The sequence below is a fragment of the Pseudomonas sp. DNDY-54 genome (assembly GCF_019880365.1).
In the GTDB taxonomy this organism is placed as follows: domain Bacteria; phylum Pseudomonadota; class Gammaproteobacteria; order Pseudomonadales; family Pseudomonadaceae; genus Stutzerimonas; species Stutzerimonas stutzeri_P.
Window position 1 is genome coordinate 1,661,326 of the sequence record NZ_CP082271.1, and the last position, 14,115, is coordinate 1,675,440.

General features: G+C 59.9%; 12 protein-coding genes. 6 read left to right on the forward strand and 6 right to left on the reverse strand.

Annotation, left to right across the window (positions count from 1 at the left end; translation table 11 throughout):
- Nucleotides 1–18 precede the first annotated feature (18 nt).
- The 4 genes from K4O48_RS07870 (at nt 19) to K4O48_RS07885 (ending at nt 4,054) form a co-directional block, all read left to right on the forward strand.
- A protein-coding gene (locus K4O48_RS07870) for an IS3 family transposase (RefSeq protein WP_222910989.1) occupies nt 19–1,238 on the forward strand; the annotation gives its coding sequence in 2 pieces (ribosomal slippage) (nt 19–367 and nt 367–1,238; 1,221 coding nt in all).
- A gap of 200 nt (nt 1,239–1,438) precedes the next feature.
- The gene (locus K4O48_RS07875) at nt 1,439–2,245 is read left to right on the forward strand and encodes an SDR family oxidoreductase (RefSeq protein ID WP_222911469.1); all 807 of its coding nucleotides are present in this window, start codon (nt 1,439–1,441) and stop codon (nt 2,243–2,245) included.
- 109 nt (nt 2,246–2,354) lie between these two features.
- Nucleotides 2,355–3,500, forward strand: coding sequence for an MFS transporter (locus K4O48_RS07880; RefSeq protein WP_222912034.1), 1,146 nt, complete (start codon nt 2,355–2,357; stop codon nt 3,498–3,500).
- 131 nt (nt 3,501–3,631) lie between these two features.
- Complete coding sequence (locus K4O48_RS07885; protein ID WP_222911470.1) at nt 3,632–4,054, forward strand: hypothetical protein; 423 nt, start codon at nt 3,632–3,634, stop codon at nt 4,052–4,054.
- Nucleotides 4,055–4,057: 3 nt separating this feature from the next.
- Here the strand turns inward: K4O48_RS07885 and K4O48_RS07890 are convergent, their stop codons facing one another.
- The 5 genes from K4O48_RS07890 to K4O48_RS07910 all read right to left on the reverse strand — a co-directional run bounded on the left by K4O48_RS07890 (nt 4,058) and on the right by K4O48_RS07910 (nt 12,197).
- A complete protein-coding gene (locus K4O48_RS07890; RefSeq protein ID WP_222911471.1) occupies nt 4,058–4,288 on the reverse strand; it encodes a YheU family protein in 231 nt (76 codons plus the stop codon).
- A 9-nt stretch (nt 4,289–4,297) separates the two neighbouring features.
- Complete coding sequence (locus K4O48_RS07895) at nt 4,298–7,060, reverse strand: hybrid sensor histidine kinase/response regulator (RefSeq protein WP_222911472.1); 2,763 nt, start codon at nt 7,058–7,060, stop codon at nt 4,298–4,300.
- A gap of 215 nt (nt 7,061–7,275) precedes the next feature.
- Entirely contained in the window at nt 7,276–8,475 is a 1,200-nt protein-coding gene (locus K4O48_RS07900) for an osmoprotectant NAGGN system M42 family peptidase (protein ID WP_222911473.1), read from the reverse strand.
- A 121-nt stretch (nt 8,476–8,596) separates the two neighbouring features.
- Nucleotides 8,597–10,339: an N-acetylglutaminylglutamine synthetase gene (ngg, locus tag K4O48_RS07905; protein ID WP_222911474.1), complete on the reverse strand. Its 1,743-nt coding sequence runs from the start codon at nt 10,337–10,339 to the stop codon at nt 8,597–8,599.
- A gap of 85 nt (nt 10,340–10,424) precedes the next feature.
- The gene (locus K4O48_RS07910) at nt 10,425–12,197 is read right to left on the reverse strand and encodes an N-acetylglutaminylglutamine amidotransferase (RefSeq protein ID WP_222911475.1); all 1,773 of its coding nucleotides are present in this window, start codon (nt 12,195–12,197) and stop codon (nt 10,425–10,427) included.
- A gap of 219 nt (nt 12,198–12,416) precedes the next feature.
- Between K4O48_RS07910 and K4O48_RS07915 the strand changes: the two genes are divergently transcribed.
- On the forward strand, nt 12,417–12,890 hold the full coding sequence (locus tag K4O48_RS07915; protein ID WP_222911476.1) for a MarR family winged helix-turn-helix transcriptional regulator: 474 nt from the start codon (nt 12,417–12,419) through the stop codon (nt 12,888–12,890).
- A gap of 27 nt (nt 12,891–12,917) precedes the next feature.
- Here the strand turns inward: K4O48_RS07915 and K4O48_RS07920 are convergent, their stop codons facing one another.
- Nucleotides 12,918–13,772, reverse strand: coding sequence for a LysR substrate-binding domain-containing protein (locus K4O48_RS07920; RefSeq protein WP_222911477.1), 855 nt, complete (start codon nt 13,770–13,772; stop codon nt 12,918–12,920).
- A 95-nt stretch (nt 13,773–13,867) separates the two neighbouring features.
- Between K4O48_RS07920 and K4O48_RS07925 the strand changes: the two genes are divergently transcribed.
- Nucleotides 13,868–14,104, forward strand: coding sequence for a DUF1127 domain-containing protein (locus K4O48_RS07925; protein WP_222911478.1), 237 nt, complete (start codon nt 13,868–13,870; stop codon nt 14,102–14,104).
- Nucleotides 14,105–14,115: the final 11 nt, after the last annotated feature.

Sequence of the window (14,115 nt, forward strand, 5' to 3'; positions counted from 1 at the left end):
GAGAATCTGGAGGTCTCGATGGATCAAGGTGTAAAGCGGACTCAGCGTGATTACTCGCTGACTTTTAAATTGGCTGTGGTTGATCAGATCGAAAAGGGCGAGCTGACCTACAAGCAGGCACAGGGTCGGTATGGGATCCAAGGCCGGTCTACTGTTTTGGTATGGTTGCGTAAGCATGGTCGGCAGGATTGGAGCCAGGGGGCCTCGATTCGAGCCGACAGGAGCCAAACCGTGGCCGACCCGAAAGATCTGACGCCCGAGCAACGCATCAAGGAGCTGGAGCAGCAACTGCAGTTCGTGAGCCAGAAGGCCCAGTTCTTCGAAGCTGTGGTCGATGTGTTGGAGAAAGATTACGGCGTTTCGATCGTAAAAAAGCGACCCGGCAAGTCCTCTCGCAAGAACAAGTCAAAGGGCTGACTATCGTCAGGGCTTGCCAGTTTCTTTCCATCAGTCGTCAGGCTTACTACAAGCGCAACCGTGCCGCTGATCAGCGCCATATGCAGGCCGAGCAGGTGGCTCGCTATGTCGAACGAGCTCGGCTACGCCAGCCGCGGATCGGCACGCGCAAGCTGCATCACCTTCTGCACAACCAGCCCGATAACAGCCTGAAGATCGGGCGCGACCAGCTATTCAGGATCTTGGCCGAACGTCGTCTGCTGGTGCTGCCCAAGCGCGCGTACCACAAGACTACCCATAGTTTTCATCGGTTTTATCGGCATCCAAACCGGCTCAAGCCTGGCCCCGAGCAGATCACGGTGGCTGCGCCTGAACATGTTTGGGTGGCTGATATCACTTACCTACCTGCTCGAAGTGGTCCTCTGTATCTAAGCCTAGTCACTGACGCCTACTCACGAAAGATCATCGGCCATCATGTCCATAAGGGCTTGCATGCCGAGTCCGTGGCGATCGCCTATAGGCAAGCACTGAGAGGGCGCCAGGGTCATCAGGTGCTGGTCCACCACTCTGATCGCGGCATCCAATATTGCTCGGCGCTTTATCAGGCGCTGCACAAACGCCACGGTGTGCAGTGCTCAATGACTGACGGCTACGACTGTTATCAGAACGCGCTTGCGGAGCGGGTGAATGGAATCCTGAAGAACGAACTGCTGCTTCGCAGCCCCAATGATTTGGAACAGGCTAGAACGATGGTCAGCGAGGCCATCAGGATCTACAACACGGAGCGGCCGCATCTGGCCCTGAAATACAAAACGCCCGATGCGGTGCATCGGGCGTTTTAGGGACCGAAATCCAGCTGAAACGGTGTAAACCTATTTCAGGACTAGACATGGGCTGTCTGGCAAACGCCCGATCGGCGAGCTTCGGCAGGCGTCAATCCGGCTCAAGATATGGCTGTCATTCAGCATTTCGATAGAGGACAGGCCCGGCGCCTGCTTTCGCTAGACTCCTTGCAACTTAACGAACAAGAAGGCAGCACACGATGCAAAACCGCATGATGGTCACTGGCGCCGGTTCCGGTCTTGGTCGCGAAATCGCGTTGCGCTGGGCACGCGAGGGCTGGCAATTGGCATTGTCGGATGTCAACGAGGCCGGGCTGGCAGAAACCTTGAAAATGGTGCGCGACGCCGGCGGCGATGGCTTTACCCAACGCTGCGATGTGCGCGATTACAGTCAGCTGACGGCACTGGCCCAGGCCTGCGAAACCAAGCTCGGTGGCATTGACGTTGTGGTCAATAACGCCGGCGTTGCGTCCGGCGGCTTCTTCGACGAACTCTCTCTGGAAGATTGGGACTGGCAGATCGCGATCAACCTGATGGGCGTGGTCAAGGGATGCAAGGCGTTCCTGCCGTTGGTGCAGAAAAGCCACGGCAAGATCATCAACATCGCGTCCATGGCCGCCCTGATGCAGGCCCCCGGAATGAGCAACTACAACGTGGCGAAGGCTGGCGTGGTTGCCCTATCCGAGAGTCTGCTGGTCGAGTTGAAGCAGCAGGAGGTGGACGTCCACGTGGTTTGTCCGTCGTTCTTCCAGACCAACCTGATGGACTCTTACCGCGGGCCGACCCCGAACATGAAGGCGCAGATCAGCAAGCTGCTCGAAGCGTCGCCTATTACCGCCGCCGACATCGCTGATTACATTTATCGGCAGGTGGCCGAAGGCGTATTCATGATTCTTCCGCACGAAGAAGGCCGTATGGCCTGGAAAATAAAGCAGCAAAATCCCCAGGCCATCTACGACGAGATGGCGGTGCTGGCGGAGAAGAAACGCGCCAAGAGCAAAACCTGACCAGCAGGTCCGTTTTGCTTGCCGTGTTCCGGGGTCGGGAGTAGGGTTGCCGGTCCGACCCTGGCCGACCCATGGATTCACAGTGAAAAACCCATCTCGCTGGCTGCTCATGCTGGCCCTGGTGCTTGCCGCCATCAATTTGCGACCCGGTATCACGTCTTTTGCCCCGCTGATCGAGCGTATCGCCACAGAGCTGAGCCTCAGCCGAAGCCTGATCAGCCTGACCACCGCGCTTCCCGTATTGCTGATGGGACTGCTGGCACCGCTGGCGCCACGCCTGGCCGTGCGTTTCGGGCTCGAGCGGACTATTGGTCTGTGTCTGGGCCTTATTGCGCTTGCGCTACTGTTGCGTCTGTTCGGCGAGAACGCCGCACTGTTGATCGGCACCGCCGCGATGGTTGGTGCTGGTATCGCCGTCGCCGGTCCGTTGCTATCGGGCTTTATCAAACGATATTTCTTCGATCGCATGGGAAAGACGGCCGCATTCTACTCATTGAGCATGGCAGTCGGCGGCACCATTGGGGTAGTGCTGACAGCACCGGCAACTCAGTTGCTAGGTGAGCGCTGGACGTGGGGCCTGGCGCTATGGACCCTCCCGGCGATGTTGGCCTTGGCAATTTGGTTGCGCCTACCCAACCAGGCTGAGGCAGCCGTCGAACAGCGTGCCGGATTGCCATGGGGCGAGCCCCGGGCCTGGCTGGTGAGCATCTATTTCGCCCTGCAAGCCGGACTGTTCTACGCCCTCGCGACGTGGCTGGTCGCCCGCTATCACGAGGCAGGTTTCAGCTTGCTGCAGAGCAATGCCTTCTTTAGCGGCTTCATGCTGATTGGTCTGCCAAGTGCGTTTGCCATGCCTTGGCTGGCGCAGCGCTTCGGCAATCGACACCTGATGATGGCCGGGTGCGGTGTGCTGGCGACGATCTGCCTGCTGGTGATCGCATCGCGACCGCAGGTTCAGCCGTTGCTGATCTGCATGCTGCTGGGTGTGGCCCTGAACGGTACGTTTTCCATGTCGCTGGTATTGCCAATGTACGAGGCCAATACGCCGCTGGCCGTGAGCCGCCTGACGGCGATGATGCTCTGCACCGGCTACAGCCTGGCGTGTTTCACGCCTGTACTGACCGGGTTGGGGCGCGATATCGCAGGTGACTATGAGTGGCCGTTCTTCGTATTGGCGAGCATGTCGGCATTGATGTCTGGACTCGCCTTGCGATTGGCGCCGAGGCGAGCCGCAGCTGATGCGATGGCGCCTTGAACATACCCTTTTAATCGGTGGGATGTGGCCCGGGTCACTCTTGCGCGGTCTGGAGGCGCTCCGCTGAGCACGGGTGCTGGAAGCCAGGCTGGATTTCGTTAACATCTCGTTCTTTCGCCTGGAGAACCCCAGTGGAGCCGGAATCCATTGTCTACGGCAGTATCCGTGACTGGCCCTCCGCCGATGCTGAGCAGCATCGACAGCGCCGCGCCGTTAATCGTCGTGCGTTGGATAGCTTGCCGCGGGGGGAGGGGTGGCCCTTTATCGGGCGGGAGATGTTTGCCTGCTGTGCGGACGAGGGTGTGTATCAGACCCAGGTGATTCACTTCGGCGCCAGCTACCGCGCGGTGGAGTATGAATGGGCGCTGTGGGTTCGCAGTTTCGAAGCGTTACTTGACGAGCTCTACTGGACCAGCGCGGTGGTTCATTTGGAGACGGAGCTCAACGGCACTCACACCTTCCGCTGGGAAACAGAAAGCGGCTCTCATAGCCCACATCAGCATGATCTGCGCATGCGCTGTGCATGGGAGCGCGACGGCGGCGTGCTGGGCTGAGCCTCAATCTTCCAGCCATTCCTTGGGCACGTCACGTCTGAGCGCTAGCTGGCATTGCTGGTGGTCGGCGTCGAAGACAATCACCGCCGTGCCCTTGCTCAATGCATGGCGTACCCGTTCAACGCGGACGTCCAGTGGCGTCTCGTCCCCATTGTCCGTGCCTTCACGGGTGACAAAATCCTCGATCAGGCGGGTGAGGGTTTCCGGTTCTAGCTGATTGTGTGGGATGAGCATGGGTTCGTTTCAGGTCGGACGGTCAGATTCGGCGATCGTCGAGGAGTGTAGGAAGCGATCCAGGCAAGCATACAGCTGCTCGCTTTCCAGTGGTTTGCCGATGAAGTCGTCCATTCCGGCGTCGCGGCCTTGCTGGCGGTGGCCGTCGAGGACGTGGGCAGTCAGGGCAACGATCGGCACTGAGGCGATCCCCCGTTCGATCTCGAGACGGCGGATCTGCCGACTCGCCTCGAAGCCATCGAGTTCCGGCATCTCGCAATCCATCAAGATAAGCTGAACGGCAGACGGTTGTTCGCTGTAAACCGACACCGCCCGCCGACCGTTCTCCGCAATCATCACTTCGTATCCACGCTTTTTCAGCAGACTTGAAACCACCATCTGACTGACGGGGTTGTCTTCTGCGATGAGGATGCGCGGAGGCGAGGCCGACGCCTTGGGGCCTGGCGCGGCTGGCTCAACGGATTGGCTGCCCGTGGGTTGGTAGAGGCGATGCAACGCATCACGCAGCGGGCCAAGCAGGAGCGGTAGCGCCAAATTGGCGAGCCGAAGCGTCGGTACCAGAACGGGATATTCGGTGTGCGGCGGGCAAAGCAGCATCACGCGCTGATTCGATTTGAGTTGGGTGCCCAAGGCTGTCAGCCAGTTCCGGGGCTTCCCTGGCCACGGCGCGATGATTATCAGCAATGGCGTGTCGGCGTGATCGTCGAGATAACGCGGCAGTCGTTGCGGTTCTTCGCAGCGCACCACTGACATACCCCAACGCATCAATAGATTGCTCATGGCATCGAGCGCATGAATGTCCTGGGAAGCGATCACTGCCGTGCGACCTTCCAGCAGGGTCGTCAGCGAATCAATGTGGCTGTCCGCATCGAGCAGCGGAAGGTCGAAGCTGAAACAGCTGCCCTGACCAGGAGTGCTCTGCACCTCTATCTGGCCACCCATCATTTCCACCAGCTCCTTGCTGATGACCAGCCCGAGACCGCTGCCGCCATAGCGGCGCGTAGTGCTGGAATCGCCTTGAGCAAAGGAAACGAACAGCTGCGCGATTGTTTCTTCGCGCATGCCGATACCGCTGTCGGAGATCGAGAAGAGCAACCGTGGCGCATCTGCCGGACCCTGAACGCCGACCTCGAGCATGACGCAACCGTGTTCGGTGAACTTGAGCGCGTTGTTCAACAGGTTCAGCAAAACCTGCTTGAGTCGGGTTGGATCGCCACGGACTCGCCGCGGCACACCTGGCATCAGGCTGACATGAAGGCTCAGCTGCTTTTCCAATGCCTGGGCGGTAAACAGGCTGATGGTTTCCGAGACCACCGCTTCCAATTCGAACTCGATGTCTTCCAACACCAGCTTGCCGGCGCCGATCCGCGCGTAGTCGAGAATGTCGTTGATCACCGACATCAACGAGGCGCTTGAGCTTGAAATGGTATCGAGATAGAAGCGCTGATTGCGATCCAGCGAGGTCTCGCGAAGCAGTTGCAGCATGCCGATCACGCCGTTGAGCGGCGTACGGATTTCGTGACTCATTTTTGCCAGAAAACGGCTTTTGGCCTGGTTCTCGCTTTCCGCGCGCGCCGCCGCCTGACGGGACCGGAAGCCTTCCTCCTTGAGGAGATTGATGCGGTCGGCGAGGCCGATGGACAGAGTGATCAACTCGAAGGCGATACCGGCCTTGACGATCCCCGAACCATACATTCCAAACAGATTGAAGCCCAGGGAGCCTGCCGTAACGATGACGAAGGTCATCAACAGCACACCCCACGCCAGCGTGTAATAGAACCCATAGCGAACACCGTGCCGCCAGACGAATGCACCGGTGAGCAGCAGACCGATAGACGAAGCGATCACCATGACGCTGGCAAGAATGCTCCATGTCTGCTGGTTCAGCACAACGCCGGACAGCAGGCCGCCGAACGAGATCAGGAAGGCCACACGCAGCGCGAAATCGAGCCTCGGGAAATATTCACGCGTATGCAGGAAGTGGCGACTGAACTGGATTGATATCAGGCAGTGGCTGAGCATCAAGGCATAGATGGCGACCGCTACGACGCCGCCGTCGTCGGATAGCCATTTAACCAACAGGCCGTCAAAGCTGAGCGCAAACAAGCCGACATTGAGGTTGTAGACCAGGTACCAGAAAAACGCCGGTTCACGGAGCGACAGAAACAGGAAGAGGTTGTAGCAGAACATCGCGAACAGCACGCCGTAGAAGGCGCCGGCAAGGCTCATCGATTCCTCGGCTGCGGCAGCATTCGCCCCGTAGCTGCTGAAATACAGGGGCATGTACAGCGTGCTGCTGCTCTTCACCCGCAGCAGTAGCGTTGAGGTACCGGGTTGCAGGTCGACAGGAAACCAGTAGTTACTGACTTTGACTGAGCGCTCGTCGAAAGAGTGGCTGTCGCCGGACTGCTGTCGGCTTATGCTGCCGTCGGGATTCCGCAGATACAGTTCAATGTGATCCAGCAGGGGGTAATTGATCTCGAAGAAGCCGCCAAGCGATGCGGCGAGGCGGTTGTCCAGCTCGACACGAAACCACCATGTGTCGGTGCTCTTGCCTTTGTTGGCATGCGTGCCACGGACCGGCTCGAAGGTTTTTTCCGGCAGACCGAAGACTTCGTCGGCGCGGAGTTCGGCACCCGGGTCGCGCAGAAAATATGTCCAGTGACCGAGCGGTTGGCGGAACTCTTCCGATTCGACCGGTACGGGCGTGAACGCCGACACCTGCGCCGATAGGCAATAGAGAAAAATAACCAGGCAGAGACGCGGCAGCATGTAGGAACCCGAATGGTACAAAGTCGGCGGTCAAGCGGGGCACCAGTACCCACAGCATGCGGGAGATGGGTGCGCGAATGGCAAGCGAACTTCGCCTGGTGCCTGATCTGCTCAAGCAACCCATAGATATCAGACGCTTGCGACTTTGCCCGGATCAGAGCCGCCTCGCAATCGGCAATTGCCTCAACTTGGCGGCATATCATGAAACCTGAAATTCAATCGGATGAATTGTCGGAACGCTTGTCGAAGATCGAATCGACTGGCGGGACGCGGGTATCGTTTTCCATCTGCGCATCATGCTCGAGCTGGTGGCTGAAGCTCTCGAGCGAGCCATGGCTCGTATTTGCGTCGCTGGCGAACACCGGTGGGCTCAGCAGGTAGGTACTGATCAGACGGCTCATCGCTGCCAGGCTGTCAATATGGGTCCGTTCGTAGCCGTGGGTCGCATCGCAGCCGAACGCAAGCAGGGCGGTACGGATGTCGTGTCCTGCCGCAATCGCCGACTGAGCGTCACTGTGGTAATACCGAAACAGGTCACGGCGCACCGGTATATTGTGGTTCTCACCCAGTTTGATCAGGTGCCGTGACAGGTGATAGTCATAGGGCCCGCCAGAGTCCTGCATCGCAACGGTTACGGCGTGCTCGCTTGACTCCTGACCTTTGGCGCTCGGTGCGATGTCGATGCCGACAAATTCACTGACGTCCCACGGCAACGCGCCGGCCGCACCGGAGCCTGTTTCTTCGGTAATGGTGAATAAGGGATGACAGTCGATTGGCAATTCCTGGCCACTCTCGACCACAGCCTTCAATGCAGTCAACAACGCCGCGACGCCCGCCTTGTCGTCTAGGTGCCGTGCGCTGATATGGCCGCTTTCGGTGAACTCGGGCATCGGATCGAATGCGACGAAATCGCCGATGTTGATACCCAGACCAACGGTGTCGGCTCGGCAGGAGGTATGTGCATCCAGGCGTAGCTCAACGTGGTCCCAGCTGATAGGCATCTCATCGACTGCCTTGTTGAACGCGTGGCCGGAGGCAAGCAATGGCAACACGCTGCCGCGGATGACACCGTTGTCGGTGAACACACTGACGCGGCTACCTTCGGCGAATCGGCTTGACCAGCAGCCGACTGGCGACAGGCCCAGGCGACCCGTGTTGTGAATCTCTCGAACGCTGGCGCCGATGGTATCCAGGTGCGCGGCGATGGCGCGATCGGGGCTGTCCTTGAGGCCTTTGAGTGTCGCGCGAATGGTGCCGCGCCGAGTCAGCTCGAAGGGGATATCCAGTTCTTTCAGGCGTTCGGCGACGTAACGCACGATGGTGTCGGTAAACCCGGTGGGGCTGGGAATCGCCAGGGTTTCCAGTAATACGCGTTGCAGGTAGTTGAGATCGGGCTCGGGTAGCTTTGCAGTCATGATAATTCCTTGGTGGCACGTGAATGGCTGCCGCCATGCGGTTGACTGAATGTGCGCGGTGCCATGTTAAGCGTGGCGCCGCGGACGACGGTTGTGCCGCCTGGTCCGTGGCGCTTCACGGCTAATGGGTGTTATGGCTGAGCGGAAACAGCAGGTCGATGAATCGCTCCGCGGTTGGCTGCGGATGGTGGTTCGCCAGGCCGACGCGCTCATTGGCCTCGATGAATACGTACTCTGGTTGGTCCGCGGCCTGCACCAGCAGATCCAGGCCAACGACAGGAATATCCAGCGCACGTGCGGCGCGAACGGCCGCATCGATCAGCTCGGGATGGAGTCGATCCGTGACGTCATCGAGGGTGCCGCCGGTATGCAGGTTCGCGGTCCGTCGCACGGCCAGATGCTCGCCGCGTGGCAGGACGCTGTCGTAGTCGAAACCGGCATCTTCGATGCAGCGCTGGGTTTCTCTGTCCATCGGAATCCGGCTCTCGCCACCGGTCGCTGCCTGACGGCGGCGACTTTGGGCTTCGATCAGTTCACGGATGCTGTGGCTTCCATCGCCCACCACCTCCGCGGGCCGGCGAATGGCTGCTGCCACCACGTCGTAGCCGATCACCACCACGCGTAAGTCAAGACCTGGGTGGTAGCTTTCGAGCAGCACGCGCTGGTCGAACTGGCGTGCCTGGACGATAGCGCTCCCCAGCGCCTCAACGCTGCGCAGATCAACCGAGACGCCGTGACCCTGTTCGCCATCGACGGGCTTGACCACGACGCTGCCGTGTTCCTCGAGAAACGCGGCGTTGCTTTCTTCTGACCCTGCCAATTGTTGCGCCGGCAGTTTCAGGCCGGCTTTGGCAAGGGTGCGATGGGTCAGGCATTTGTCCTGGCACAACGTCATGCTGACCGCGGAGGTCAGGTCTGACAGCGACTCGCGGCAGCGCACCTTGCGGCCGCCCTGGGTCAGCGTGAACAGCCCAGCCTCGGCGTCATCGATACTGATCTCGATGCCGCGTCGACGCGCTTCGTCGACGATGATCCGCGCGTAGGGGTTCAGCTCGGCTTCCGGCCCGGGACCGAGAAACAACGCCTGGTTAATGGTGTTCTTGCGTTTGACGGTGAAGGTCTGCAAGTCGCGGAAGCCGAGCTTGGCGTACAGCGCCTTGGCCTGCTTGTTGTCATGCAATACGGACAGGTCCAGGTAGGCCAGGCCACGGCCCATGTACTGTTCGATCAGGTGACGGACCAGCGCTTCGCCAACGCCCGGGCGCGTGCAGCTCGGGCCGACCGCCAGACACCAGAGGCTGGAGCCGTTCTCGGGGTCGTTGAACGCTTTCTGGTGGTTGATCCCCATGACGCTACCAATGATCTGTCCGGAGTCGTCATCCTCAGCCAGCCAATACACCGGCCCACCGTTTTCACGTGGTGTACACAATTCAGGATTCACCGGCAGCATGCCGCGTGACTGATACAGGCAGTTGATCGCCTTCCAGTCAGCGTCGCTTTGCGCCCGGCGAATGCCGAAGCCACGGAAACTGCGACGTGCCGGACGGTAATCGGTGAACCAGATCCGCATCGTATCGGAGGGGTCGAGAAACAGTTGTTGCGGGGCGTAGGAGAGCACCTGATGTGGGGCTGCGACATATAGAGCGATGTCACGCTCGCCCGCTTGCTCGTCGAGCAGATCGGTGGCCAACTCGGCCGGGTCGGAATAGGTATGACCGATCAGAATGCGGCCCCAGCCACAATGCAGCGTTACCGGGCGCTGAGGCTCTTCCTGCCCATCTTCGGCAAGACGCGCCTGCAATCGCTCGTAGGTCGGTGCCTGGCCGCGCAACAGCCGCTGTCCGTAAGCTTGAGACTTCTGCATGGTGTTTTCCTTGGAACATGTCATGACGACCGGAACAGGCGAAGCACGCTGCTCACGCTAGCTCAGCGTCGTCACAGACGAGTGCTTATAGGCCTTGCTCGCTCAACCATAGGTTGACTGCTGCCAGTTGCCACAGTTTCGAACCCCGCAGAGGCGTCAGCTGGCCTTCCGGGTCATTGAACAGTTTCTCGAGCATCGCCGGGTTATACAGGCCGCGATCCTGGCTCGGGTCCGTCAGCAATTCGCGCACCCAGTTCAAGGTGTTGCCTTGGAGATGTTTGAGCCCTGGCACCGGGAAATAACCCTTTGGCCGGTCGATGACTGCAGCCGGGATCACCTTTCGCGCCGCTTCCTTGAGAACGTACTTGCCGCCCTCAGGCAGTTTGTACTTGGCCGGAATACGTGCCGAAAGCTCCGCCACGTTGTGATCCAGGAAGGGCACGCGCGCTTCCAGGCCCCAGGCCATCGTCATGTTGTCGACGCGCTTGACCGGGTCGTCGACCAACATCACGGTGCTGTCGATACGTAGCGCCTTGTCTACCGCCGCGTCAGCGCCCGGCTGGGCGAAGTGCTGGCGTACAAAGTCGCCTGAGAAGTCACCCTTGACCCACTGTTGCTGCAGCGTCTCGGCATATTCTTCATAGGTGCGGTCGCGGAACGCGGCGAGATAGGCCTCGACCGGGTCCTGCGCGCCATCCACTTGTGGGTACCAGTGGTAACCCGCGAACAGCTCGTCTGCACCCTGGCCGCTCTGTACAACCTTGCAGTGCTTGGATACTTCACGCGAGAGCAAGTAAAAGGCGATGCAGTCGTGACTGACCATTGGCTCGCTCATCGCACGGAAGGCAGCGGGCAATTGCTCGAGGATTTCCTTTTCCTGGATGCGCAGCTGATGGTGTCGCGTCTGGTAATGCTCGGCGATCAGGTCGGAATATTTGAATTCGTCACCGCGTTCGCCGCCGGCATCTTCGAAACCAATCGAGAAGGTCAGCAGATTGTCCGCTGCGCCGGCTTCGCGCAGCAGGCCTACGAGCAGGCTGGAATCGACCCCGCCGGACAACAGCACGCCTACATCGACCGCGGCGCGCTGGCGCAGGGCGACGGACTGGCGCAGCGTTGCCAGGGTGCGGTCCTGCCAATCTTCGAAGCTGTACTGCTGCTCTTCTTCCGAGGCGCCAAATTCGAGCTGCCACCAGCGTTGCTGGCTGGTTTTACCCGTCGCGTCGACGCGCATGAACGTACCCGGCGGCAACTTTTCAATGCCGGCAATCAACGTGTCAGGCGCCGGGACCACTGCGTGGAAACTCATGTAGTGGTTGAGCGCAACAGGGTTGAGCACGCCGGCAATATCACCCCCTTTGAGCAGCGCCGGAAGCGTCGAGGCGAAACGCAGTCGGTCGCCGGTCTTCGACAGATAGAGCGGCTTGATGCCGAGGCGATCGCGCGCAATGAACAGTTCCTGTACGTCGCGCTGCCATATCGCGAACGCAAACATGCCATTGAGCCGCGGCAGCAGCGCCTCGCCCCAGGCATGAAAACCCTTGAGCAGGACTTCCGTATCGCCGCCGGAGAAGAAGCTGTATCCCAGCGCTTCGAGCTCGGCACGCAATTCCGGGTAGTTGTAGATGGCGCCGTTGAAGACCATCGAGAGGCCCAGCGCGGAATCGATCATTGGCTGGCCCGAGGCCTCGCACAGATCCATGATTTTCAAGCGACGGTGGCCGAGTGCAAGCGGGCCTTGGCTGTTGAAGCCACACGCGTCTGGGCCACGGGAAGTGAGGTGTTGGGTGATGCGTTCAACGGCGGCCAGATCGGCCGGTTGATTATCGAAGCGAAGTTCGCCAGCTATGCCACACATAAGATCCTTACCGGTTCTGCCGTTGGGGAGTGTGACTGACGTGCGGATTGCGAAGTTCAGGTTTTCAGACCAGCGTGCGCCGCTCTGGGCCGCTGCTTCCAAGGCCTGCTTGAACGTTGCCTGCGCCGCCTGAAGTGCGTCCTACTGCGTCAGTCAGGTTTTACAGGGAAACAAAGGAATGCTTTCATGTCAAACCGTTAGGGCATGGAAACGCAGAATATGAGCGTGAAAAATATTCCAGATGAAACTAAGTGGATCGGAGCGGATACCTTGGAGTTATCGGTGTTTAGGGCGCTTCGGCGTTTGCAGCAGGACGCGGAAGTTCATGCCAAACGCCTGGCTCGTTATGGTGGACTGAGCCCGGTGCAGCTGATGATTCTGCAGGTACTGGCTGGCGAAGGGCAGCTCACGGCCAGCGCGCTGAGTAAGCGGGTAAGCCTGACAGCCGCCACCCTCTCCGGACAGCTTGATCGGTTGGCCGAGCGGGGGTTGTTGTTGCGCCAGCGCGACGATCAGGATCGGCGCCGGCAATGGCTGCTATTGACGCAGGAGGGGCGGGCGCTGCAACAGCAAGCGCCGTCGTTGCTGTCGCCTGAGTTCGTTAAGCGCTTCGCTGCGCTACCTGAATGGGAGCAGCACGGCATCGCGGCAGCGCTGCTGCGTGCGGCATCAATTTGCGGTCCATTGGACTAGCGTCAAACCCGACGCAAGCAGTCGAAGTTAAACGCGGAAGCCTTCCACGATGTGTTCAGCCAGCGTTTCGCTGACTTGTGATCGGTTGCGCTCACTGCGCAGCAGCACGATGCTGCTCATCGGCAATTCTGGCATGCCCTCAGCTTCCCCCAGCAGCCGCATGTCGGCGGTGACCAGGCTCTGCAGCTGCGCCGTGACGGCCAGTCCCGCATTCACGACGGCCATCAGCGCGGACAGGCTCGGGCTGGTGTAGGCAACCCGGTAAGGGATATCCAGGCTATCCAGTGCGTTGCACGCCCAGGCGCGGCAGAAGCACTCGGTGTTGAACATCGCCAGCGGCATCGGCCGTTGCTCGTGGGTGTTGAAGCCGGGCGCTTCTGCCCATACGAAGCGCTCGCGGCGCAGCAGCTGGCCGATCTCGGTGCCGGGTTCGCGGGTCACGATGGACAGGTCTAGGTCACGCCGCTGCAGCAACTGATAGGAAGGTTCGCAGTGCACCTCGACTTGCACGAGCGGATACGCCTGGGCGAAGCGCGACAGGATGCCCGGTAGAAAGCGCATCACATAGTCGTCGGGCGTGCCGATGCGGACAGAACCCACCATGTGCGGCTCACGTAACGTCGTCAGCACTTCGCCGTGGAGCTTGAGGATCCTGCGCGCATAGCCAAGGAGAATCTGGCCCTCGGGTGTGAGCCGCACCTGACGACCGTCGCGCTCGAAAACCGAGCGCTGCAGCACGTCTTCTTCCAGGCGTTTCATTTGCATGCTGATGGCCGACTGGGTCCGGTTGACCGCTTCTGCTGCTCGTGTGAATCCGCCGTGATCGGCAATGGCTACAAAGCTGCGGAGCAGCTCGGCGTCGATACTGGGATAGTTGGCCATTCATCAATCTACGAGATGTACATCATCAGAAACATTCGTTGGATTGATCATAAGCCCAGGCAGAAAATGGCGCCATCCACTTGGAGGGACAGGCCATGAAAAGCCATGCTGGGTTTGCAAATATTGGGGCGGCGACCAACCGCCACCTATCCTCGACGGCCTTGTTGCGGGCGTTCTGGCAGCAACTGACGCGCTGGCATGCGCTGTATCGTCAGCGTCAGCAGCTCGCCTCGCTGAGCGATGAAATGCTCAAGGACATCGGGTTAAGCCGTGCCGATATCGAACCGGAAGTGAACCGTCCTTTCTGGGATGAGCCTTTCCGTCGCGGCTGAGTCCGCTGGGT

What these genes read in the sequence shown, in the direction of transcription:
- K4O48_RS07875 (WP_222911469.1), top strand. Translation starts at nt 1,439, where the DNA reads ATGCAAAACCGCATGATGGTCACTGGCGCCGGTTCCGGTCTTGGTCGC.
- K4O48_RS07880 (WP_222912034.1), top strand. Translation starts at nt 2,355, where the DNA reads ATGCTGGCCCTGGTGCTTGCCGCCATCAATTTGCGACCCGGTATCACG.
- K4O48_RS07890 (WP_222911471.1), bottom strand. Translation starts at nt 4,288, where the DNA reads ATGCTCATCCCACACAATCAGCTAGAACCGGAAACCCTCACCCGCCTG.
- K4O48_RS07895 (WP_222911472.1), bottom strand. Translation starts at nt 7,060, where the DNA reads ATGCTGCCGCGTCTCTGCCTGGTTATTTTTCTCTATTGCCTATCGGCG.
- K4O48_RS07900 (WP_222911473.1), bottom strand. Translation starts at nt 8,475, where the DNA reads ATGACTGCAAAGCTACCCGAGCCCGATCTCAACTACCTGCAACGCGTA.
- ngg (WP_222911474.1), bottom strand. Translation starts at nt 10,339, where the DNA reads ATGCAGAAGTCTCAAGCTTACGGACAGCGGCTGTTGCGCGGCCAGGCA.
- K4O48_RS07910 (WP_222911475.1), bottom strand. Translation starts at nt 12,197, where the DNA reads ATGTGTGGCATAGCTGGCGAACTTCGCTTCGATAATCAACCGGCCGAT.
- K4O48_RS07915 (WP_222911476.1), top strand. Translation starts at nt 12,417, where the DNA reads ATGAGCGTGAAAAATATTCCAGATGAAACTAAGTGGATCGGAGCGGAT.
- K4O48_RS07920 (WP_222911477.1), bottom strand. Translation starts at nt 13,772, where the DNA reads ATGGCCAACTATCCCAGTATCGACGCCGAGCTGCTCCGCAGCTTTGTA.
- K4O48_RS07925 (WP_222911478.1), top strand. Translation starts at nt 13,868, where the DNA reads ATGAAAAGCCATGCTGGGTTTGCAAATATTGGGGCGGCGACCAACCGC.